This is a genomic window from Haloferula sp. A504 (assembly GCF_044385805.1).
Lineage (GTDB): Bacteria > Verrucomicrobiota > Verrucomicrobiia > Verrucomicrobiales > Akkermansiaceae > Haloferula.
In genome coordinates this window covers 15,344-35,382 of sequence record NZ_JBISBU010000054.1, presented here as the reverse complement: position 1 = coordinate 35,382, position 20,039 = coordinate 15,344, and the positions used below count along the sequence as shown (strand labels likewise).

Sequence of the window (20,039 nt, the reverse complement as noted above, 5' to 3'; positions counted from 1 at the left end):
AGCTCCGTCACCGCCGCCGGAGCAGTCGGCCGAGCGAGTCCCTTACGGGCTCGCCCGCCTGCTCCGGACGGGTGTTGGAATGGTACCAGTCCCGTCGTTCGAGCATTGAGAGGGATCAGGCCTTAGAAAGGAGCATTGGATGTGGATGGTATCGGTCCGCGCATTTCGCAATTGCGACGGCGGTCATGGTAGTTTTGGGCGAAACGGTCCGACGCTTTCCTCCGGCTTCCTGAATCCGTGTCTTTCCGAGTTCCACTTTGCGGCGTGTCGCATGGTGTCGGCGATGGGGTTTCCGGTGAGGGTGATCTTGAGTTCGTCGGGGTGGGGTCTGCCGCGCTTGGCGTTGAAGCGGGGCTTTGCGGCAGAGCCAACCCGGCCGTAGCACCCCTCCGGGGTGCGATTTGGCGGTGGCGGGTGAACCGGGGGTGTTCCCCGCTGTCGCGGGTTCGACCCCCGGCTACCCTCCTGCGACGCCTCCGGCGTCCGCCAGTCGCCGACCATGCAAGGGGTCCCGACGTTCAAGCATTCACTGCCGGCGGAGTGTCTCGTTGACTTGTGAATAGGGTGCTGCATTGCAACATTTGTCGACGGTGTGCATGGTAGCTTCGGGCCGGACGGCCCTTTCCTCCGGTTTGCTGAATCCGTGTCTTTCCACGCACCATTCTGCGGCGCGTCGCATCGCTTCGGCGATGGGGTTTCCGGTGAGGGTGATCTTCAGTTCGTCGGGGTGGGGTCGGCCGGGCTTGGTCTTGAAGCGGTATTTCCCGTGGTCGGACGGCCGGAGCATCCCCACCCGACCTCCTCCATCACCCCCTTTCGATCCCGTGAGGTGCCCGTTCGAAGGCGAGGCCTTGGCTATGCCGGCGGCCACGGCAGGTCGCAGCCGTAGGCCGCCCGCTGCGCAGCATCGGACATCACGCCATCCCGCGACAGCGTGACAAAGCCAAGCCGCTCGCCATCCGGAAACTCGAACTGCAATTCCACCGCACCACGCCGGAACTCGTAGAACAGGATCACCTCACCATCCGAGCGGTCGGTCCAGTAGGGCTCTCCAAAGAGTTGCTGAATTTCCCCGACGGTCGAACGCGGACCCAGCTCACAGGACTCCCCATCGCGGAGGAACCCACCCTTGAAATCGTCCACCTCGACGAAAACCGAATCGACCCGCCCGTCGACCAGGCCGATCTCGACGCCCGCCCCCTCGGGACGGCACACCGCGTGCGCCTGCATCAACCGACCCCACAGGCTGCCGCTGTCGGGGGTCTCGCCGAGACCGTGCGGGCCGATCCGGAAACGCACCAGGTCCAGCGGCCACTTCGGCGGGCCCTCGTCCATCGGCTCCTCGCGCTTGAAACTGGAAAACAGGGCCATGCTCAGTCCGTTCCGATCTGCTCGAACACCCCGCCCCCCAGCAAGCGTCCTCCCTCGTAGAAGGCGCAGATCTGTCCCGCCGCCAGCGCCCGCTGCGGCTTTTCGAAGATGATCTCGACCTGGCCCTCGCCGAGGGGTGACACCCGGCACGGCTCTGCCTTCGAGCGATAGCGGGGCTGCGCCTCCACCCGCCGGGGCGCATCGAAGGCTTCATTGATCGTGGAAACCGATCCGACCACCGCGCGCGTCGCGTAGAGTCCGGGTGTCCCGGTTTCATCCCAGCCGAGGACCAGCCGGTTCTGCCCGGCATCCTTGCCCACCACCACGTAGGCCATCCCTTCCCGTGGCGAGGCCACCCCGTGCCCCTTGCGCTGCCCGAGGGTGTAAAGGTGCAGCCCGTCGTGGCGGCCGAGCACCCGTCCGGTGGTGTCGACGATCTCGCCCGGCGAGTCGGGAATGTAGTGGCGGATGAAGTCGCGCATCTTGATCTCGCCGATGAAGCAGATCCCCTGGCTGTCCTTCTTGCCCGCCGTCGGCAGGTCGTGCCGCTTCGCCACCTCGCGCACCGCCGGCTTGAGCATCTCGCCGGCCGGAAACATCGCGTGCGCGACCTGGTGCTGGGTCATCAGCGAGAGAAAGTAGCTCTGGTCCTTGTTCGGATCCGCCCCCTTGAGGATCGCGGCCTCGCCGTTCGAAAGCTCCCGGCGCCGCGCGTAGTGCCCGGTGGCCACCCGCTCGAAGCCCTGCTCGAGCGCGTAGTCGAGGAACACGCCGAACTTCATCTCGCGGTTGCACCAGACATCCGGATTCGGCGTGATCCCGGACCGATAACCCTCCACCAGGTAGTCGACGATGCGTTCCTTGTACTGGTCGATCAGGTCGATCACCCGGAACTCGATCCCCAGTTTCCGCGCCACCGCCAGAGCGTCCTCGAGATCGGTCTCCCAGGGGCAATCGCCCGGCAGCCCCTCGGCATTGATCCAGTTTTTCATGAAGGCCCCGGTGACCTCGTGTCCCTGCTCGATCAGCAACGCGGCCGCAGCCGAGCTGTCGACCCCGCCGGACAATCCCACCAGCACCCTCGCCATGCGCGGAGCCTACGGCTCCGAAGTTCCAAGGGCCAAGGGCCAAGTTCCAAACAAAAGGCAGGATGCCGGAGCCTGCCGGCGGGACGCCGGCTCTCCCCATTGGAACTTGGAACTTCTCACTTGGAACTTCGGAGCCGTAGGCTCCGCCCGTGTCCGATTCCGCCCGTTCACCACTCTCCGGCTGCATCATCCTGATCGCGGCCGTGGTCATGCTGGTGTTTCTCATTGGCTTCTCGATCTGGGTGCCCTTCCGGCAGGCCGCCGAAATCGAGAAATTCACCCGGGAAGCGCCGGCGCCGGTGCCGACCGAGTCGCTCGAGGTTCGGGAGGCCGAGGCCCGCGCCCTTTCCGCTCGACTGGAAGAGTTCCGCAGCCAGCTCAGCGACGGGGAAGCCGAGGCGCGGATCGAGTTGAGCGCCGATGACCTCAATCTCGCCATCGCGATGTTCGAGCCATTGAAGGAACTGCGCGGGACCTTCCACGTCCGGGAGATCACCCCCGAGGCTTTTGTCATCGACATCTGCTACCAGCTCAACGGGCGCCCCCGCCTCGCCAAGGACGGCGAGGACGGCCCGGTGACCGCCGATCCGCGGTATCTCGTCGGAACCGTGAAGGCCACGCCCCAACTCGGAAAACGGGAACTGGCCCTCAAGGTCGAGGATCTCGAAGTCGAGGATGCCGAGGTCGCCGAGGGGTTCATGGGACATTTTTCCACTCTCCGGATCTTCGAAGGGTCGCTGGATGATCCGGTGATCGGCCCGGCCATGGGCAAACTCACCCGCGCCGCCCTCGAAGGCGATCGGCTGGTTCTGGCCCGCACTCCCGGGGATCCGGTGCCGGAAACGGTCAGCGACGAGTCGTTCGAGGCCGCCGGCGGCAAGGTCGCCATCTTCCTCGGGGGAGCCATGCTGGTCTTCCTGATTCTGGCGGGGACCGCACTTTTCATTGGCTACAAGGCCCAGCTGCGCAAGTTGTCCGGCGAAGTTGACACGAAATCCGGCGATGCCGACGCTACCTGACCGATGACAGAAGCGGCCACCGCCGCCGTAATCCCGCCCCGACACCACCGTCCCTTATGAAAACCACCATCACCCGATTCACCCTGGTCAGCCTCGCGCTCGCCGGAGGGCTCCACGCCGAAGCGCCGGCAACCCCCTCCGCCACGGCCACGACGCCCCCCATCGAACTCAAGACCGAGGCCGCCGAAGCCGAGCCGGCCGCGGAAACCGTGGCCGAAACCCAGGTCACCGAAGAAAAGACCCGCGAGACGCAGATGAAGGAGGAGCAGGAGCGCCTGGCCCTCGAGAACTCGCTGCTCGACGAACAGGTCCGCAAGGAAACCGCCAAGCTCCGCGCCGAGGCGGCCCGGCTGAAGGCCGAAAAGGAACTGATCGCCGAGCGGCTCGCCCACGCCGCGATGCTCCGCAAGGCCGAGCTGGAAGCCACCAGCGCCAAGCTCCAGATCGAGGCCGAACGTCTCAACCAGGAAGCGGAAGTCGCCAAGGCACGTGCCGAGGCCCTGACCAACGAACTCAAGGCCGTGCAGGCCGAGACCACCATCGAGATCACCCGCCTCCGGGGCGAGATCTCCGCGATCGAGACCGCCGAGAAGCGCAAGGCCTTCGCCGACTCAAAACCGCAGTACCTCGAGAACCCGCTGCGCGAGGAGGACAACACGGTGGTCATCTCGGACCGCCGCATTCCGCTCAACGATGTGATCTCAACCAAGACCGCCGATCACGTCACCGACCGCATCCACTACTTCAACAACCAGAACCGCGAGCAACCGATCTTCATCGTCATCGATGAATGCCCGGGCGGGTCGGTGATGGCCGGCTACCGCATCCTCAAGGCGATGGAAGCCAGCGATGCCCCCATCCACGTGGTGGTGAAATCCTTCGCCGCCTCGATGGCCGCGGCGATCACCACCCTGGCCGAGGAATCCTACGCCTACCCGAACGCGGTGATCCTCCATCACCAGATCAGCGCCACCGTCTTCGGCCGCATGAACCTGACCCAGCAGCAGGAGTTCTACAAGGAGAGCCAGCGCTGGTGGACCCGCCTCGCCACCCCGATCGCGGAGAAGATGGGCATCACGACGGAGGAATTCATCAAGAAGATGTACGAACAGTCCACCAGCGGCGACTGGACCGAGTTCGGCGAGGAAGCGAAAAAGCTCGGGTGGGTGAACCACATCGTCGACGGCATCGATGAAACCTCCTTCCTCCGCAATCCGGACGTGAAGACGGCCACTGAATCCGCGACGAAGACCACTTCGGAGCTGCAGACCGGTGTCGATGATGACGGTCGCCCCTACGCCGTTCTGCCCCGGATCAACCCGAAGGACGTCTATTTCCTCTACAATCCGGACGGCTACTACCGCATGCCCTGAGCCGGACACGACTCCCACGTTTTCAGCGGCGTCCCGGAAACGGGACGCCGTTTGTGCACCCTTCGGGGCCATCATGCTTTTCCGCCGGCCCCGGGGCTGTTAATCATCGACCGCCGTCACCCTGACTCCCAGGCGGCACCGCATGCCCGACCCAGCTTCCTTGCAAAACGACACACCGCCCCTGCGTGCCGGTGACAATTGCTGGCGGAAAAGCCACGTCGCCCGCGGCGGCATCCTGCTCAGCACCCGGGACTACTTCCTCGCCTTCCGCCGGGCCGTGCTCCGCGCCGAAAGCGAAATCCTCATCCTGGCGTGGGACATCAGCCAGCAGGTCGAGTTGATCCGCGAGGACGAGCTGGACGACGGCTACCCACGGGAGCTCGCCGACTTCCTCTTTGCCGTGCTCGGGGACAAGCCCGGCCTGTCGATCCGGATCCTGCTCTGGGACTACTCGGTCCTCTACCTGACCGAGCGCGAATGGCTCCCGTTCAGCCGCTGGCGCAACCCCGGACACCCCCGGCTCCATCTCGTCACGGACGATGCGATCGATCCCGGGGCCTCCCATCACCAGAAGCTCGTCGTCATCGACGGTGCGCTCGCCTTCTGCGGCGGCATCGACCTCAGCCTCTGGCGCTGGGACAGCGGGCGGCACCTGCCCGACGACTCCAGGCGCTCGAATTCAAGGCAGGACCACTATCAGCCCTACCACGATCTCCAGCTGGTCCTCACCGGCCCGGTGGTGGGTGATCTCCGGGAGCTGGCCGCCATGAGGTGGAAGCGAGCCGGTGCCGGGGAGCTGCCCGGGGTCACGGAACCGGCCGATCCACCGGCCTGGCCCGAGGGCGTGGGGGTCGCTTTCGAGGACGAGCCGGTGGCTCTCGCCCTGACCTTCTCCCGCTACCGGAACCACGAGCCGTCGCGCCACATCGAACGCCTGCACCTCGAAATCATCGAGGCCACCCGCCAATGCCTCTACATCGAGAACCAGTACCTTTCCTCCCACGCGATCGTCGCGGCCCTGGCAAAACGCCTCGGGGAAGCCGACGGGCCGGAGGTCGTGCTCGTGCTTACCCGCAAGGCCGGTTGGGCCGAGGAGAAGACGCTCGGCATCCTCCGGGACCGCCTGATCGAAATCCTCGAGCAGGCCGACGAACACGGGCGGTTCTCCTGCTGCTTCCCCCACGCCGAGGATGATCAAGGCAACGAGTCGCAGATCTACGTCCATGCCAAGCTTCTCATCGCCGACGACCGCATGCTCCTCACCGGGTCCGCCAACCTCAGCAACCGCTCGATGAAGGTCGATTCGGAGCTGGACCTGGCATTCCTCCACGACGAGCCGCAGGACTTCATCCGGACCCTCCGCACCGGCCTGCTGGCGATGCATTTCGGAGTCGACCGCGAAACGATCGAGCGCGAGACCGCGGACGCCGGCTCCCTGGGAAGCGCGATCATCGCCCTGCGCCGCAAGGGGGGAAACCGCCTCCGGGTCCTCCGTGGTGGGTGCAACTCGAGGCTGGAGCGGAAACTGGCCGACACCCACCTGCTGGATCCCGATGAACCCATCGGCCCGGCACATCATCTGCGCGAGGCCTTGCGCGACCGCCGCGAGTTGAACCACCGGGCGCGCGCCGTGCCCTCGCTCCGGACCTGGCTCAAGGTCGGCGCCTGGGTCACCGCGCTGGTTGCCGTGGGCCTCGCCATCAGCCGACTGTGGAGCACTCATGTCGACCGCGAGCGCGTGGTCGCGCTGCTCGAGCCGATCCGCGACTCGCCGCTCGCCCTGCCGCTCCTCACCCTCGTCGTGACCCTCGCCGGAATCGTGGGACTGCCGCTGAATTTGTTCATCATCGCCTCCGCCGTCACCTTCGGACCGTGGACGGCCTTCGGTTGCGGGCTCTTCGGGGCGATGATCGCCGCCGCCATTTCCTTCGCCATCGGCCACCACTTCGGCAAGCCCCTCGCCCGCCGCGTCGCCGGAGAGAAGCTCGAGTCCCTGGCCACGACCATGGCGGACCGGGGCATCGGTTCCGTGGCCATCCTCCGCGTGCTGCCCATCGCGCCCTTCGGGATCATGAATCTCGTCGCCGGAATCTCCGGGCTTCGGTTTTCGGTCTTCATGATCGGTTCGGCCATCGGCCTGGTCCCAGGCATCGCCGCGGTGACCTTCGCCACCGGGCGCTTTCTCGAGGCCATCCGCAACCCCAGCCCGACCGCATGGCTGGTGTTTTCCCTGACCCTTGCCGCCATCGCCGGGACCGCCCTTTGGCTCCGGCGCAAGATCCGCTGAAGCCGATGCTGCGCCTGCTCACCTACAACATCCACGGCGGCATCGGCCACCTCGGACGCGACGACCCGGCCGCCATTGTCGAAGTCATCGAGAGCAGCCGCGCCGACATCGTCGCGCTGCAGGAGGTGTACGACGATCGCGGTTTCCTCGAGTCGCTGAAGCAACTCGACTACGCGGCGGTGGTTCACGATCCCATCCTCCGGAAATCGCGGGGAGCCTACGGCAACGTCCTGATGTCGCGCGTCGCCCCCGCCGAAATCCAGCGGATCGACCTCTCCGCGGGAGGCCGTGAACCCCGCGGCGCGATTCGCTTCCACCTCGACCTCCCGGAAGGTCCCCTCGACGTCTGCGGCGTCCACCTCGGTCTGTCGCCACGCGAACGCCTGCGCCAGATCCGCCAGCTCGACGCGATCCTCGCCGACGCCGACGAGCGCCACGACGACGTCCTCCAAGTGCTGATGGGGGATCTCAATGAATGGCGTCCCGGCACACGGTTCATGCGTGCCGTCCGCCGCCGCTTCCCCCACCTTTCGCGATCCCGGACCTTTCCCGCGCGGCGACCGGCCATCGCCCTCGACCGCATCGGGCTCCGCGGAAAACTGCGGGAAGTCGAGTTCCGGCGCATCGACAGCCCCCCGGCCGACCGGGCCTCCGACCATCGCCCGCTCATGGCCATCGTTCGGACCGCCGGCCGCTGAATCGCCACCCGGCGCAATTTTCAGAAGCCATCCCTTGAATGGTTAAGTTTTCTTGATAATTTAGGTCAGCCATCGAACTGCTGAACCACCATGAGCACTGACACCCTGACCGATCACACTTCCCTCGACGCCTCCACCGCGGACACTGCTTCGAAGACCCGCCGCTGGTGGAACCCCTTCACCCGCACGGACCGTCCGCGAGCCGAGCGGACCCGCCCGGCCTGGCTCGGTGGACGACGCCGGATGATGGAGGAAATGCGCGAGGAACAGCACCGCCTGGTCGAGGCTCTGGAGAAACTCAGCGAACGCCTCGAGGCCGGTGCCACGGCCTCTCCCTCGATGGAAATCGATCCGATGCCCGTGATCCAGGGCATCAAGGACATCAGCCGGGGTCAGAAGGAAATTTCCGAGGGCCTGGCCGGACTCAGCCGCCACATGGAGCGCGCCGAAAAGACCGACGAGCGCCTGACCTCGGCGGTCACACAGGTCGACAAAACTCTCGTCGGCGTGCGCGAGACGCAGGCCGACACCGCCTCGGCGATCGGCCAGGTCGGCTCGCGGATCGAGGACGTGACAGGGCGTTTCGAAAAGCTCTTCTCGAAGATGCAAGAGAGCGAGCAGCAGATGGCCGAAGACTACCGCAAGCTGCAGTCGCGCACCACGCTGGCGCTGGCCGGCATCGCCTTTTCGGTGATCGTCGTGCTTTCGCTGTTCATGGCCGCCCCGTGGGCCTGACGGCGATCATCGGAGACTGAAGCGCATCACTTGCGCTTGAGCATCGAGGTGCCGGTCATCTCCGCGGGTTGGTCGAGGCCGAGCATGTCGAGCAGCGTCGGTGCCACGTCCGCGAGAATCCCGTCGGCCACCTTCACCTGACCGGCGTCGGCGGCGACATAGAACGCGTGCACCAGGTTGGTCGTGTGCGCCGTGTGGGGTGAGCCGTCGGCATTGACCATGAACTCGCAGTTGCCGTGGTCGGCGGTGATCAGGAGTTTGCCACCCAGCCGCAGCGTTTCGTCGACCACGGCCTTCACGTCCGCATCGATCTCCTCGCAGGCCTTGATCGCCGCCTCGACGACGCCGGTGTGGCCGACCATGTCGGGGTTGGCGAAGTTGAGGATCACCAGATCGTAGTTCTTGAGATTCTCGACCACCGTCTCGGTCACCGTCGGCGCGCTCATCTCCGGCTTCAGGTCGTAGGTCGCCACGTCCTTCGGCGAGGGAATGATCACGCGGTCCTCGCCCTTGAAGCTCTTCTCGACGCCACCGTTGAAGAAGTAGGTCACGTGCGGATACTTCTCGGTCTCGGCGATGCGCAGCTGTTTCCTCCCAGCGGCGGAAACCACTTCACCGAGCACCTTCTTCAGCTCCTCGGGCGGGAAGACCACGTCGCAATCGTAGTCGGCGTCATACTCGGTCAAGGTCACGTAGTGGACCTTCGGCCGCCGCCCGGCCTTGAACTCGGTCCACGTTCCCTCGTGCAGGAACACCTCGGAAAGCTGGCGCGCACGGTCGGCCCGGAAGTTGAAGAACATCACCACGTCGCCGTTGCGGATCCGCTGCCTGCCGGCATCGCCGAAGACCATCGGCATCAGGAATTCATCGGTCTTGTCGCCGGCGTAGCACTCCTTCACCGCTTCGGAGGCAAGGACCATCTTCGACTCGCCCTTGCCATGCACGATGGCGTCCCATGCCAGCTTCACCCGCTCCCAGCGGCGGTCGCGGTCCATCGCGTAGTAGCGCCCGACCACCGTCGCGATCCGGGCCCCGTGTCGGGCGATGCGGTCCTCCACTTCCGAAATGTAGCCGGCTCCCGCCGTCGGCGAGGTGTCGCGCCCGTCGGTGATGGCGTGAACCATGATGTCCTTCACGCCGGCTTCGGCGGCCATCCCGACCATCGCGCACAGGTGGTCCTGGTGGCTGTGCACGCCGCCATCGGAAACCAATCCGATGAGATGCAGCCGACCCTTGCTCCCGGCGGCCTGCTTGAGCGCCCGCTTGAAGGTGGCGTTTTCGGCGAGGCTTCCATCCTCGATCGCCTTGTTGATGCGTGTCAGGTCCTGGTAGACGATCCGGCCTGCTCCGAGATTCAGGTGGCCCACCTCCGAGTTGCCCATCTGGCCGTCGGGCAGGCCGACATCCATCCCGGAGGCGCTGAGAAAACCCTTGGGGTACTTGGCGATCATCTCCTCATGGAACGGCGTCTCCGCGAGCAGCGTCGCGTTGCCGTCCTTCTTCGCCGTCTTGTCGCCGCCGGGGTTCACACCCCAGCCGTCTCGAATGATCAGAACCACTGGTTTCTTCGCCATGTCACGCCGCGTTTAGCGTCCCACCGTGCCAAGGTCCAGAGGCAAGCCTGACAATTCGAGCCCCAGCCGGCCGGTTCGCTGCCATTCCCCGATCCCGCCTTCATGAGGCCCATTCCGCACACAGCACCTGTGCCTGCTCCAGCACCAGCTTGGTCGCCTCTTCCTGGAGATCCGGCGGGTAGCCGTGCTTGCGCAGGATCCGGCGGACCATGATCCGGATCTTGGCGCGGGCGCTTTCGCGGACGGTCCAGTCGATGGTCACGCTCTCCCGCACCCGGGTCACCAGCTCGGCGGCGATCACCTTCAGCTCGTCGTTGCCCATTGCCTTCACCGCGCTCTCGTTCTGCGCCAGCGCGTCGTAGAAGGCGACCTCGTCGTCGTTCAGTCCGAGATCCTCGCCGCGTCGGTGGGCGGCCTCGATCTCCTTCGCGAGTTTGATGAGTTCCTCGATGATCTCCTGCGTGGCGATGGCACGGTTGTGGTAGGCGTTCAGGGTGTTCTTGAGCTTCTCGCTGAAGGTCTGCGACTGGACGACGTTCCGCTTGCCCACGCTCTTGATCTCGTCCTTCAGCAGCTTCGCCAGCAGGTCGGCGGCGACGTTCTTGTGTTTCAGCCCGCGGATCTCCGCGAGGAACTGGTCGGAGAGGATGGAAATGTCGGGCCGCTTGAGGCCGGCGGCGGTGAAGACATCGATGACCTCTTCACCGGGGACGATGGCGGCGGAAACGAGTTGTCGGATGGCGGCATCGATCTCCTCCGGGGGCTTGTCGCTGCTGCTGCTCTTCGTCAGCGCCGCCTTCACGGCCTGGAAGAAGGCGATGTCGTCGCGGATCTCCACCGCCGGCTCCGCCGTGGCGCACAGGGCGAAGGCTCTCGACAGGTCCCTCACCGCCGCCGTGAACCGTGCCTTGCCGTCCTCCTGCGCCAGCACCTTCTCCTGTGCCGGTGGAATCAGCCCCAGTTTCTCCGCTGGCGAGCCGTCGGTCCACTTCGACCAATCGAAACCGTGGAGGATGGCACAGCACACTTCGTGCTTCTCCAGCATCGCGGCGATGGCGTCGGCCGGATCGTAGGTCGGCTTCCCCTTGCCTCCGCCCTCGGTGTAGTTCGCGAGCGCCTGCTTCAGTTGGTCCGCCAGGCCGAGGTAATCGACCACCAGCCCGCCCGGCTTGTCCTTGAAGACCCGGTTCACGCGGGCGATGGCCTGCATCAGTCCGTGGCCCTTCATCGGCTTGTCCACATACATCGTGTGCAGGCACGGGGCGTCGAAGCCGGTCAGCCACATGTCGCGCACAATCACGATGCGAAAGGGGTCCTTCGGGTTCTTGAAACGCAGCGCCAGCTCCTTGCGCTTCGCCTTGTTGCGGACATGCGGTTGCCAATCCAGCGGATCGCTGGCGGATCCGGTCATCACGATCTTCGCCACGCAATCGGCACCGCTCTCGGCCTCCGCCTCATCGCCGGCCCCGGCCCACTGCGGGCGGAGTTCGATCAGGGCCTTGTAGAGATCCACGCAGATGCGGCGGCTCATGCAGACGACCATCGCCTTGCCCTCCATCGCCTCGCGCCGCTTCTCGAAATGTTCGACCAGATCGGCTGCGATCAACTTGATCCGCTTCTCGCTGCCCACCAGCGCCTCCAGCGCCGCCCATTTCGTCTTCAACCGCTCCCGGCGCTCCTCCTCCTCGCCCTCGGTGATTTCCTCGAACTCGTCGTCCAGGTGCGGCAACTCACTCTCGTTCAGCGACAGCTTGGCGATCCGGCTCTCATAGTAGATCGGCACCGTCGATTCGTCCCGCACCGCCCGTTCGATGTCGTAGATCGACACGTAGTCGCCGAAGATCGCCCGCGTGTTGGCGTCGGTCTTCTCGATGGGGGTGCCGGTGAAGCCGATGAAGGAGGCGTTGGGCAGCGCGTCGCGGAGGTTGCGGGCCAGCCCGTCGATCAGGTCATACTGGCTGCGGTGGGCCTCGTCGGCGATCACCACGATGTTCTCCCGCGGGGAAAGCTCGGGCATCCGCTCGCCCTTCTGGTCGGGCATGAACTTCTGGATCGTCGTGAAGACCACCCCGCCGCTCGATACCTGGAGCAACTGGCGCAGGTGTTCGCGGTTCTCCGCCTGCACCGGCTTCTGGCGCAGAATGTCGTGGCAGCGGAGGAACTGGCCAAAAAGCTGGTCGTCGAGGTCGTTGCGGTCGGTGAGGACCACCAGCGTCGGGTTGGCCATCGCCGGGTGGAGGATGATCTGCCCGGCGTAGAAGAGCATCGACAGGCTCTTGCCCGATCCCTGGGTGTGCCACACGACCCCAGCCCGCCGGTCGGCCGGCTCGCCCCCGTGCATTTCGCCGGCCCAGAACTGGCCTTCCCCGGCCTCCAGCTTGCCCTTGGCGACTCCGGCTCCACTCGCCCGCACCGTTTCGTCCACCGCCGCCTGCACCGCGTGATACTGGTGGTAGCCACCGAGGATCTTCACCACATCGCCGCTATCGGGATCCTCCTCGAAGACGATGAAATTGCGGATGATCCGCAGCAACCGCTCGGGCGCGAAGATCTCACGCACCAGCGTCTCAAGCTCCAGAACGCCTCCTGAGTCGCCAGTTCCATCATCCGCCCGCCAGACCTTGAACCACTCCTTGGTGGCCGTCAGCGAGCCGACGCGGGCCTGCAAGCCGTCGGAAATCACCAGCAGCTCGTTGAAGTGAAATAGCGACGGAATCGCCTCCTTGTAGGTCTGGAGCTGGTTCCAGGCGTTCCAGATCGTCGCGTTCTCCGCGACCGCGTTCTTCAGCTCGAAGACGCCCACCGGCAAGCCGTTGACGAACACGACGATGTCCGGGCGACGGTTGTGGCCGTTCTCAATCACCGTGAACTGGTTCACCGCCAGCCAGTCGTTCTGCTCGGGACAGTCGAAATCCACCAACATCACCCGGTCGCCGCCGATAGACCCATCGTCCCGGCGAAACTCGACCTCCACTCCGTCGCGCAGATGCCGGTGGAAGTTGCGGTTCATCCCGACCAGCGAGGGGGACTCGGCCAGCAGCACCTTCCGCAGCCCCTCCTCCCTTGCATCGGCGGGAACCTCGGGATTCAGTCGCTCGATGGCGTCGCGCAGTCTCCCCTCCAGCACCACATCGGCAAACGTGTCCCGCTCCGCCGCCGGCTCGCCGGGCGCGATCCGCTCGGCCTTGTCGGTGGCGTAGCCCAGCTCGCCGAACCATTCGAGAGCGGCTTCTTCGACGGTGGATTCCGCGATGCTCATTGAACTGAAACCCTTGATTTTGCGAAGAAATCACGACAATCCACGGCTCCCGCTGCACCGTGGGTTCGAACCGCGCCCTTGACGCCGGGCTCCCCTCCGACCATGAATTCCTCAGTCTCACCTGCCAGGTGTGGGAGGAGTTCTCGAGGCCGCCTTCGGGCGGCCTCAGCCGTTTCAGGCAGGCGGCGATTAGCGACTAAATGCCTAACTTGCTGGTTTTCATGGAATTGGGTAAATTGGCGCATCTGGTTTCGGTTTGCGTCTAAATGAGATTCAGGCCCAGAACGGCACGTAGGTCCGGTAGCGAAACGACGACTGCTCCGGGTCGGACAGCTTGATTTTTCCGGCCTCCACCGTGTCACGAATCGCCCGCGAAACGGACTCGGTTTTCTTCTGCGAAAGCCGGAACCGCTCACGCAGGGTCTGGTTCGTCATCTTCTCGTTCATCACGTAACGAAGGCAGCAGTGCTGGTAGGTCGCACGGATCCGATCATTTCGATCCATGGCCTCGAAATCCTTGTGGCCGAAGAGCACCACCGAGGTTCGCTTTTCCCCCACCCGGAAGTCCGGGGCGGGAAGCTGAAACAACTCGGCTGCTTGAATCACCTTGTCCACGCCGCTGCCTTTCTCCTCACAGACCCCGAGCCGCCGCATCAGGTCCGCCAGCCGTTCGTTGCGGGACTGGTATTCGTCGATGAACCGGTCCGGCGAAATGAACGGCTTCCCCGGATTCGAGATCTCCATTCGGTCGTCGTAGATCTCCACCATCACCGACGCGCCCGTTTCGGTGAAATCCTGGTGGATCAGCGCGTTCGCCACCAGCTCGCGCACCGCGATCTCGGGAAACATCTTCACCTCCCGGCGCAGCGCCTGCTCGATCACCTCGTTCGAGGGCACCAGTCCGTTGATGAACTCCACCAACCCTTGGAATCCGACCGCGTAGCCCTTCGTTCCCGGCTTATCGAGCTTGGTCTTCAGCTTGTTCGTGCCTTCGTAAACGATCACCCGCGGAGCCTTGCGGGCCAGCCGGTCGAAGGGGTCCAGCTTCTTCGCGAAGAGCAGCCCGCCGAGATTCGTGATCGTCCATCCGACACCGTCGCGCTGGATCAGCTTCTCGCTCTCGAATCGCTCCAGCACGCCCGCCCGGTTCACCGGATAGGGCAGGTGCAGAAGGTCGAAGTAACTCTGCGTATCGAGCAACCGCACCACCTCATCATCGGCGCATTCCCTCAGCGCAGGCTGTGACAGCCAGTCGGGCTGGCCCTCGGCGAAGATCGCCCGCAGCCGGTCCTCACTCATCGACACCAGTTCCTCGCCGGCGCGCATCAGGTAGGAACCCTCGAAATCATACACCGTGCCGAGGGGACGCCCGGGAACATGGAACACCAGCACCCGTCCGTCGGGATGCATCACCTCCTCGATCTCCACCCGGAAACCCAGTGCCTGGAACATCTTCGCCGCCATCGCCACCGGATCGTTGAAGGCGGCCGTACCGACCACCTTGCGCGGCGGTGCGTCCTCGATCCCCAGCAGCAGATGCCCGCCTCCCTCGTTGGCCAGGGCGACGCAGTATTTGTAGAGCTTGCGGTTGTCGAACTGCCTCTTCGCCTCCTTGAACTCCAACCGCTGGTGCTCGGACCGGGCCGAGCGCTAGGCATCAATCTGTTGGACCGTCGTCGACATGCGTCAGCTCGCAGTTTGAAGAAGGTCCGGCGTTTCCGCCACGCTCAACTCGCCGGAAAGCAGCTTCGGCAGCAGGGTGTCGCGGAGGGCGGCGTGGGTGTGGGATTGGTGGTCATTCGCGAACATCTGGGCAAACCATCTGTCAACAATCTCGCCGAATGACTTTTGAATTTGCGGTGGTGGTACGAAGACGGGAATGCCGTAGAAGTCTTCGCGACTGGTCGATGGAATGGCGGAACCGGAGTCCATGCTGTTGATGTCGAGCCGGACAAGTTCGTAGTACGCCCATTTGAGGTCCAGGACAGCCGTCGGCTTGAGGTAGAAGGCCGTGTCGATCACGAAGAAAGGATCGGGGGAGAAATGAACGCCGCGATACGCACCCTTTCTTCCGATGACGATACCCGCTGTCGGGCACAGCGGCTCATCATTGAATCCGATGGGACCATTGGTGCCAAATACCCGGTACCCACCCTTGTTTTCACGGTAACCCCGGAGAGTCTTCCCGTATTCCAACGTGACGATGTCGCCCCAGCGTTTGCGGGCCCAGCCTTTTGGTACAATTCCTGAGCCTTCGTGGTCGAAGGAGTCGGGAAAGAGTTCGGCGGTGGCGGGGTCCATGCCGGGCGGTTGGCGGCCGTCCATCTTGGCGCGGACGGGGTCGAAATCGACGAACCAACTGCGGAACAGCGCCCGCGCCATCGCCTCCAGCGTCCCGTTCATCCGCCGGTTCAACTCGATCTTGTCGTCCAGCGTCCCGAGAATGTGCGCGATGCGCTTCTGGATGGGGAGGGGTGGGAGCGGAATCTCGAACGACTCAATGTGTCCTTTGGTAATCGCTCGGCGGCTCCCGCCGGAGTTAAATGATTCGATGTAACTCTTCGTTGCCGGGTGTGTGAGCACCGATAGAAGATAGCCCGGATCGCACTCGCTGCGATCTGGCCGGATGATTGCAACGTGCTGATTGACGCAAGCAGGAAGAATCCTGTCCGGGACGATGCAGGACCGTCCAAAGGTCACACCATCACCCGTGATGTTGAGCAAGACATCGCCAGATTGGATTTCTGCGTTTCGAAGCCCGTTGGCATCGAAGTCGGAGATGAAGGCCAAGCCCGCCGTATCAAAATGTCGGTCGAATACATGCTGACTGCGAACAAGCGCGTGATTGATGCGCGCCTTCAAATAGACCTCGCTGCCGCCACGTGGCGTCGCACCCGTGCCGATTTTTGTGCAAATCAAGCGAAGAGGCTTCACCTGCCAACCAGTTGGCAAGTCCCCTACAGTCGGACACGCTCTAACCAAATCACCCGCCATCATCCGCCCCTCCTTCCTCCGCCCCGAAGGGGCAAACTGTGACAGCCCAGGGCAACGCCCTGGGAATCCGTGCGCCCCAACATCCGCGCCCCAACGGGGCGCGATGACACTCCGCCTCGCGATGACGCATGGCGCACGCGGGACCCCCGTCCGCCCCGTTGGGGCGGGGCTGGTTGGCGCATGGTTTCCCGGGGTTGCGCTTCGCTCCACCCCGGGCTGTCACCTTCCACGCCGTTGGCGTGGGGATGGCGTCGTGTCGTTTCATCCGACCTGTGGCATGGCCGGGACCACCGTTCACCCCGTTGGGGCGGGGTTGGTTGGCATGCGGCATTTCCCCGGCCCCGAAGGGGCAAACTGTGACAGCCCAGGGCAACGCCCTGGGAATCCGTGCGCCCCAACATCCGCGCCCCAACGGGGCGCAATGACGCTCCGCATCGCGATGACGCATGGCGCACGCGGGACCCCCGTCCGCCCCGTTGGGGCGAGGTTGGTTGACGCATGGTTTCCCGGGGTTGCGCTCCGCTTCACCCCGGGCTTTCACCTTCCACGCCCTTGGCGTGGGGATCATGTCGTGCCGTTTCATCCGACCTGTGACATGGGTGGGGCCACCGTCCGCCCCGTTGGGGCGGGGCTGGTTTGCGGGCGGGGTCCCGGGGTTCCCGGGGTTGCGCTTCGCTTCACCCCGGGCTGTCGCCTTCCACGCCGTTGGCGTGGGGATGGCGTCGTTTCGTTCAATCCCACACATACCGTTCATCGAATTCGATGCCGTATTTTTCGAGAAGACGACGATACTCGTCCTGAAAGGTGATCTTGCGGTGGTGCTCCGCCTGGTTGGCGATGTATCGCTCCAATGCGGGGCGATGGGACGGGCTGATGGAGAACGCGCCGTAACCGTTCTGCCAATGGAAGCCGCCATACCGCGGTGCCTTGCCCTTCAACCATTTCGAGGAGCCGGTCTTGATTTCCTGAACCAGGTCGGAGGGCGCGCAGGTGCGCGGATGCGCCACCAGCAGGTGGATATGGTCGGCGACCGAGCCCGCCTTGAGCAGGGTGCCCTTTTGGTTGCCGACGATGCCGCCGATGTAGGCGTGGAGTTCGTCACGGATGTCGTCGTCCAAGACGGGTTCGCGGTTCTTCGTGGAGAAGACGAGATGGACCAGGATCTGGGCGAGGGATTGCGGCATCGGATCACGCCCCTTCAGGGCTGGGGAAATATTTGGGCATGGGTTCCCGGGGCGGTGCCCCGGGCTATCGCAGGTTGCCCCGTTGGGGCAGAGGAAAGTGGGCGAATCATGGTTCCCGGGGCGGTGCCTGGGCTGGCGCAGGTTGCCCCGTTGGGGAAGTGGAAAGTGGCTGAATCATGGTCTCCTGGGGCGGTGCCTGGGCTGGCGCAGGTTGCCGCGTTGGGGCAGTGACGGCTTGCTCCGGGTAATCGTGTGAGCTAACTTCTCCTCGTTGACCCCGGGATCCCTTCCTTGACCGCTTGCGGTTGAGAGGCCCCGGGGTTTCTTTTGGGCCGATTCAGGGTGCATAGCCGAGTCCCTTGAGGTTTTTGCGAATCGCGGCCTCCAGCTTCGCCGACTCCGCGAATTGGTCATTCAACTCCGCCACCAACCGCGGCATTTTTTCCTCGAAGGGTTCGCCATCGTCCTCGACCTCTTCGGCCCCGACGTAGCGGCCCGGCGTGAGGACATGACCGTGCTGTCGGATTTCCTCCAGCGTGGCGCTCTTGCAGAAGCCGGCGATGTCCTCGTAGCCGTCGCCGCCCTCGCGCCACGCGTGGTAGGTGTCGGCGATCTTGCGGATGTCCTCCTCGGTCAACTCGCGGTGGACGCGGTCGATCAGGGTTCCGAGCTTGCGGGCGTCGATGAACAGGGTGTGGCCGGGCCGGGTCTTGTTGCGCTTGAGGAACCACAGGCAGACGGGGATCTGGGTCGAGTAGAAGAGCTGCCCCGGCAGGGCGACCATGCAATCGACGAGGTCGGCCTCGACCAGCGCCTTGCGGATCTCGCCCTCGCCGGATTGGTTCGAGGACATCGAGCCGTTGGCCAGGACGAAACCGGCGATGCCGCCGGGGGCGAGGTGGTGGAGGAAGTGCTGGACCCAAGCGAAGTTGGCGTTGCCCTTGGGCGGGATGCCGTATTTCCAGCGCACATCGTCCTCCTTGCGGTGCCAGTCGGAGTCGTTGAATTGGGGCCCCGCAACGACGTAGTCGGCCTGAAGTTCCGGATGGAGATCACGGCGAAAAACATCCGCATGCTCGAGACCGATGTCGGCCTCGATGCCCCGGATCGCGAAGTTCATAAAGGCCAATCGCCTGGCGGTCGGGGTGGCATCTTGACCATATAAAGCGATGTCGGAGGCGTTACCGCCGTTCTCTTGACGAAACTCTGCCGCCATCACGAGACGGGGACCGGAAGAGAAGGCGGGATCATAGACCCGGCTCCCTTTTCTCGGCGCAACGGTTTCAACAATGAGTCGGTCCACGCAGCGCGGCGTGTAGAACTGCCCGCCCTTTTTCCCCTCGGCGCTGGCGAAGGCGCTGAGGAAATACTCATAGACGCGCCCGAGGATGTCCTTGGAGCGGTTCTCGGCATCGCCGAGGCCGATGGTGCCGATGAGGTCGATCAACTCGCCGAGCCGGTGCTTGTCGAGCGCCGGGCGGGCGTAGTCCTTCGGGAGGATGCCCTTGAGCCGGGGGTTGTCGCGCTCGATGGCGACCATCGCATCATCGACCCGCTTGCCGATGGTCGGCTGGCGGGCGTGGTCCTGGAGGTGGCCCCAGCGGGCTTCCTGCGGCACCCAGAAGACGTTCTCGGCCTTGTATTCGTCGGCGTCCTCGGGATCGGCCCCGGCATACTCGCCCTCGCCGGCCACCAGCTTGGCGTGCATTTCCTCGAAGGCGTCGGAAATGTATTTCAGGAAGATCAGGCCGAGGACGACGTGCTTGTATTCCGCCGCGTCCATGTTCGAGCGGAGCTTGTCGGCGGCGAGCCAGAGCTTCTGCTCGAAGCCGAGGTTGGCGGACTGGCCCTGCTTGCGGGCGGCTTTCGTAGCGCGTTTCTTGGCGGGCATGGATGGGGAGAGGATCGGGAAAGGCTTCGGACATCCGCAGGGGGAGTGGGTGGTGGACTCCCCCACCCTTTCGCCTCCTGATCGAACGTTGACAGCCTAACGGAGGCAGAGGACCGGCGGCAAGGCCGGGGTCCCGCTTGCGTTCGCATCCAGCAGTCTCAGACGGGCCAACTCTGGTTCGCCTCCGTATGATCCGTGAATTCCGTGCAATCCGTGGTCAAGGGCCCTCGTTCGGAGCCTGCAACTGCAGATTTTGGTTCATTTCCCGGAATCCGGGATTCCTGATCCTGGGTTCCTTGCAGCGCGTTCCTTGCGCGTTGACAGCCCACCCCGGCACTGGTTTATTGTGCCTGCGCCACGCAGGAAAGCCTTCGCTGCGCCGATAACGCCTCGTTAGCTCAGTTGGTAGAGCAGAAGACTCTTAATCTTTTGGTCCTAGGTTCGAGTCCTAGACGGGGTACCAGGAAGGCCGCTTGCCGATGAGGCAGGCGGCCTTCTCCTTTGGTGGATCCCTGCCGGTGTCACCCGGAAGGCGAAGGGGAACTTGCCAAGAGAGCGGTTTTCCG

General features: G+C 64.4%; 13 protein-coding genes and 1 tRNA gene. 6 read left to right on the top strand and 8 right to left on the bottom strand.

The window, feature by feature from the left end; translation table 11 throughout:
* Nucleotides 1-855: 855 nt before the first annotated feature.
* Together ACG2LG_RS19145 and mnmA are read right to left on the bottom strand one after the other, a co-directional pair.
* Entirely contained in the window at nucleotides 856-1,371 is a 516-nt protein-coding gene (locus ACG2LG_RS19145; RefSeq protein ID WP_396261729.1) for a hypothetical protein, read from the bottom strand.
* Between the two features lie 2 nt (nucleotides 1,372-1,373).
* A complete protein-coding gene (mnmA, locus tag ACG2LG_RS19140) occupies nucleotides 1,374-2,459 on the bottom strand; it encodes a tRNA 2-thiouridine(34) synthase MnmA (protein ID WP_396261727.1) in 1,086 nt (361 codons plus the stop codon).
* Between the two features lie 149 nt (nucleotides 2,460-2,608).
* On the opposite strand from mnmA, the gene ACG2LG_RS19135 reads away from it, so the two are divergent.
* The 5 genes from ACG2LG_RS19135 (at nucleotide 2,609) to ACG2LG_RS19115 (ending at nucleotide 8,571) form a co-directional block, all read left to right on the top strand.
* Complete coding sequence (locus ACG2LG_RS19135; protein WP_396261725.1) at nucleotides 2,609-3,478, top strand: hypothetical protein; 870 nt, start codon at nucleotides 2,609-2,611, stop codon at nucleotides 3,476-3,478.
* A gap of 56 nt (nucleotides 3,479-3,534) precedes the next feature.
* Nucleotides 3,535-4,851: an ATP-dependent Clp protease proteolytic subunit gene (locus tag ACG2LG_RS19130; RefSeq protein ID WP_396261723.1), complete on the top strand. Its 1,317-nt coding sequence runs from the start codon at nucleotides 3,535-3,537 to the stop codon at nucleotides 4,849-4,851.
* Between the two features lie 160 nt (nucleotides 4,852-5,011).
* Entirely contained in the window at nucleotides 5,012-7,138 is a 2,127-nt protein-coding gene (locus ACG2LG_RS19125) for a VTT domain-containing protein (protein WP_396261721.1), read from the top strand.
* A 5-nt stretch (nucleotides 7,139-7,143) separates the two neighbouring features.
* Nucleotides 7,144-7,836 carry an endonuclease/exonuclease/phosphatase family protein gene (locus ACG2LG_RS19120; protein WP_396261719.1) on the top strand — a complete coding sequence of 231 codons (693 nt, stop codon included), beginning with the start codon at nucleotides 7,144-7,146 and terminating at the stop codon, nucleotides 7,834-7,836.
* Nucleotides 7,837-7,926: 90 nt separating this feature from the next.
* A complete protein-coding gene (locus ACG2LG_RS19115) occupies nucleotides 7,927-8,571 on the top strand; it encodes a hypothetical protein (protein ID WP_396261717.1) in 645 nt (214 codons plus the stop codon).
* A 26-nt stretch (nucleotides 8,572-8,597) separates the two neighbouring features.
* Here ACG2LG_RS19115 and gpmI read toward each other — a convergent pair whose 3' ends face one another.
* The 6 genes from gpmI to ACG2LG_RS19085 all read right to left on the bottom strand — a co-directional run bounded on the left by gpmI (nucleotide 8,598) and on the right by ACG2LG_RS19085 (nucleotide 19,473).
* On the bottom strand, nucleotides 8,598-10,145 hold the full coding sequence (gene gpmI / locus ACG2LG_RS19110; protein WP_396261715.1) for a 2,3-bisphosphoglycerate-independent phosphoglycerate mutase: 1,548 nt from the start codon (nucleotides 10,143-10,145) through the stop codon (nucleotides 8,598-8,600).
* Between the two features lie 100 nt (nucleotides 10,146-10,245).
* Nucleotides 10,246-13,404, bottom strand: coding sequence for a type I restriction endonuclease subunit R (locus ACG2LG_RS19105; RefSeq protein WP_396261713.1), 3,159 nt, complete (start codon nucleotides 13,402-13,404; stop codon nucleotides 10,246-10,248).
* Between the two features lie 273 nt (nucleotides 13,405-13,677).
* A complete protein-coding gene (locus ACG2LG_RS19100) occupies nucleotides 13,678-15,027 on the bottom strand; it encodes an ATP-binding protein (RefSeq protein ID WP_396261711.1) in 1,350 nt (449 codons plus the stop codon).
* A 63-nt stretch (nucleotides 15,028-15,090) separates the two neighbouring features.
* On the bottom strand, nucleotides 15,091-16,323 hold the full coding sequence (locus ACG2LG_RS19095; RefSeq protein WP_396261709.1) for a restriction endonuclease subunit S: 1,233 nt from the start codon (nucleotides 16,321-16,323) through the stop codon (nucleotides 15,091-15,093).
* 806 nt (nucleotides 16,324-17,129) lie between these two features.
* Nucleotides 17,130-17,582, bottom strand: a complete 453-nt coding sequence (gene tnpA, locus ACG2LG_RS19090; RefSeq protein ID WP_396261707.1) for an IS200/IS605 family transposase — start codon at nucleotides 17,580-17,582, stop codon at nucleotides 17,130-17,132.
* Between the two features lie 337 nt (nucleotides 17,583-17,919).
* Entirely contained in the window at nucleotides 17,920-19,473 is a 1,554-nt protein-coding gene (locus ACG2LG_RS19085; RefSeq protein WP_396261705.1) for an N-6 DNA methylase, read from the bottom strand.
* A 387-nt stretch (nucleotides 19,474-19,860) separates the two neighbouring features.
* Here ACG2LG_RS19085 and ACG2LG_RS19080 point away from each other — a divergent pair.
* A tRNA-Lys gene (locus ACG2LG_RS19080) sits at nucleotides 19,861-19,936 on the top strand.
* The last annotated feature ends 103 nt before the right edge of the window (nucleotides 19,937-20,039 follow it).

Excerpts from the sequence above, each read along its gene's own strand:
- ACG2LG_RS19145 (WP_396261729.1), bottom strand. The coding sequence starts at position 1,371 with ATGGCCCTGTTTTCCAGTTTCAAGCGCGAGGAGCCGATGGACGAGGGC.
- mnmA (WP_396261727.1), bottom strand. The coding sequence starts at position 2,459 with ATGGCGAGGGTGCTGGTGGGATTGTCCGGCGGGGTCGACAGCTCGGCT.
- ACG2LG_RS19130 (WP_396261723.1), top strand. The coding sequence starts at position 3,535 with ATGAAAACCACCATCACCCGATTCACCCTGGTCAGCCTCGCGCTCGCC.
- ACG2LG_RS19120 (WP_396261719.1), top strand. The coding sequence starts at position 7,144 with ATGCTGCGCCTGCTCACCTACAACATCCACGGCGGCATCGGCCACCTC.
- ACG2LG_RS19115 (WP_396261717.1), top strand. The coding sequence starts at position 7,927 with ATGAGCACTGACACCCTGACCGATCACACTTCCCTCGACGCCTCCACC.
- gpmI (WP_396261715.1), bottom strand. The coding sequence starts at position 10,145 with ATGGCGAAGAAACCAGTGGTTCTGATCATTCGAGACGGCTGGGGTGTG.
- ACG2LG_RS19105 (WP_396261713.1), bottom strand. The coding sequence starts at position 13,404 with ATGAGCATCGCGGAATCCACCGTCGAAGAAGCCGCTCTCGAATGGTTC.
- tnpA (WP_396261707.1), bottom strand. The coding sequence starts at position 17,582 with ATGCCGCAATCCCTCGCCCAGATCCTGGTCCATCTCGTCTTCTCCACG.
- ACG2LG_RS19085 (WP_396261705.1), bottom strand. The coding sequence starts at position 19,473 with ATGCCCGCCAAGAAACGCGCTACGAAAGCCGCCCGCAAGCAGGGCCAG.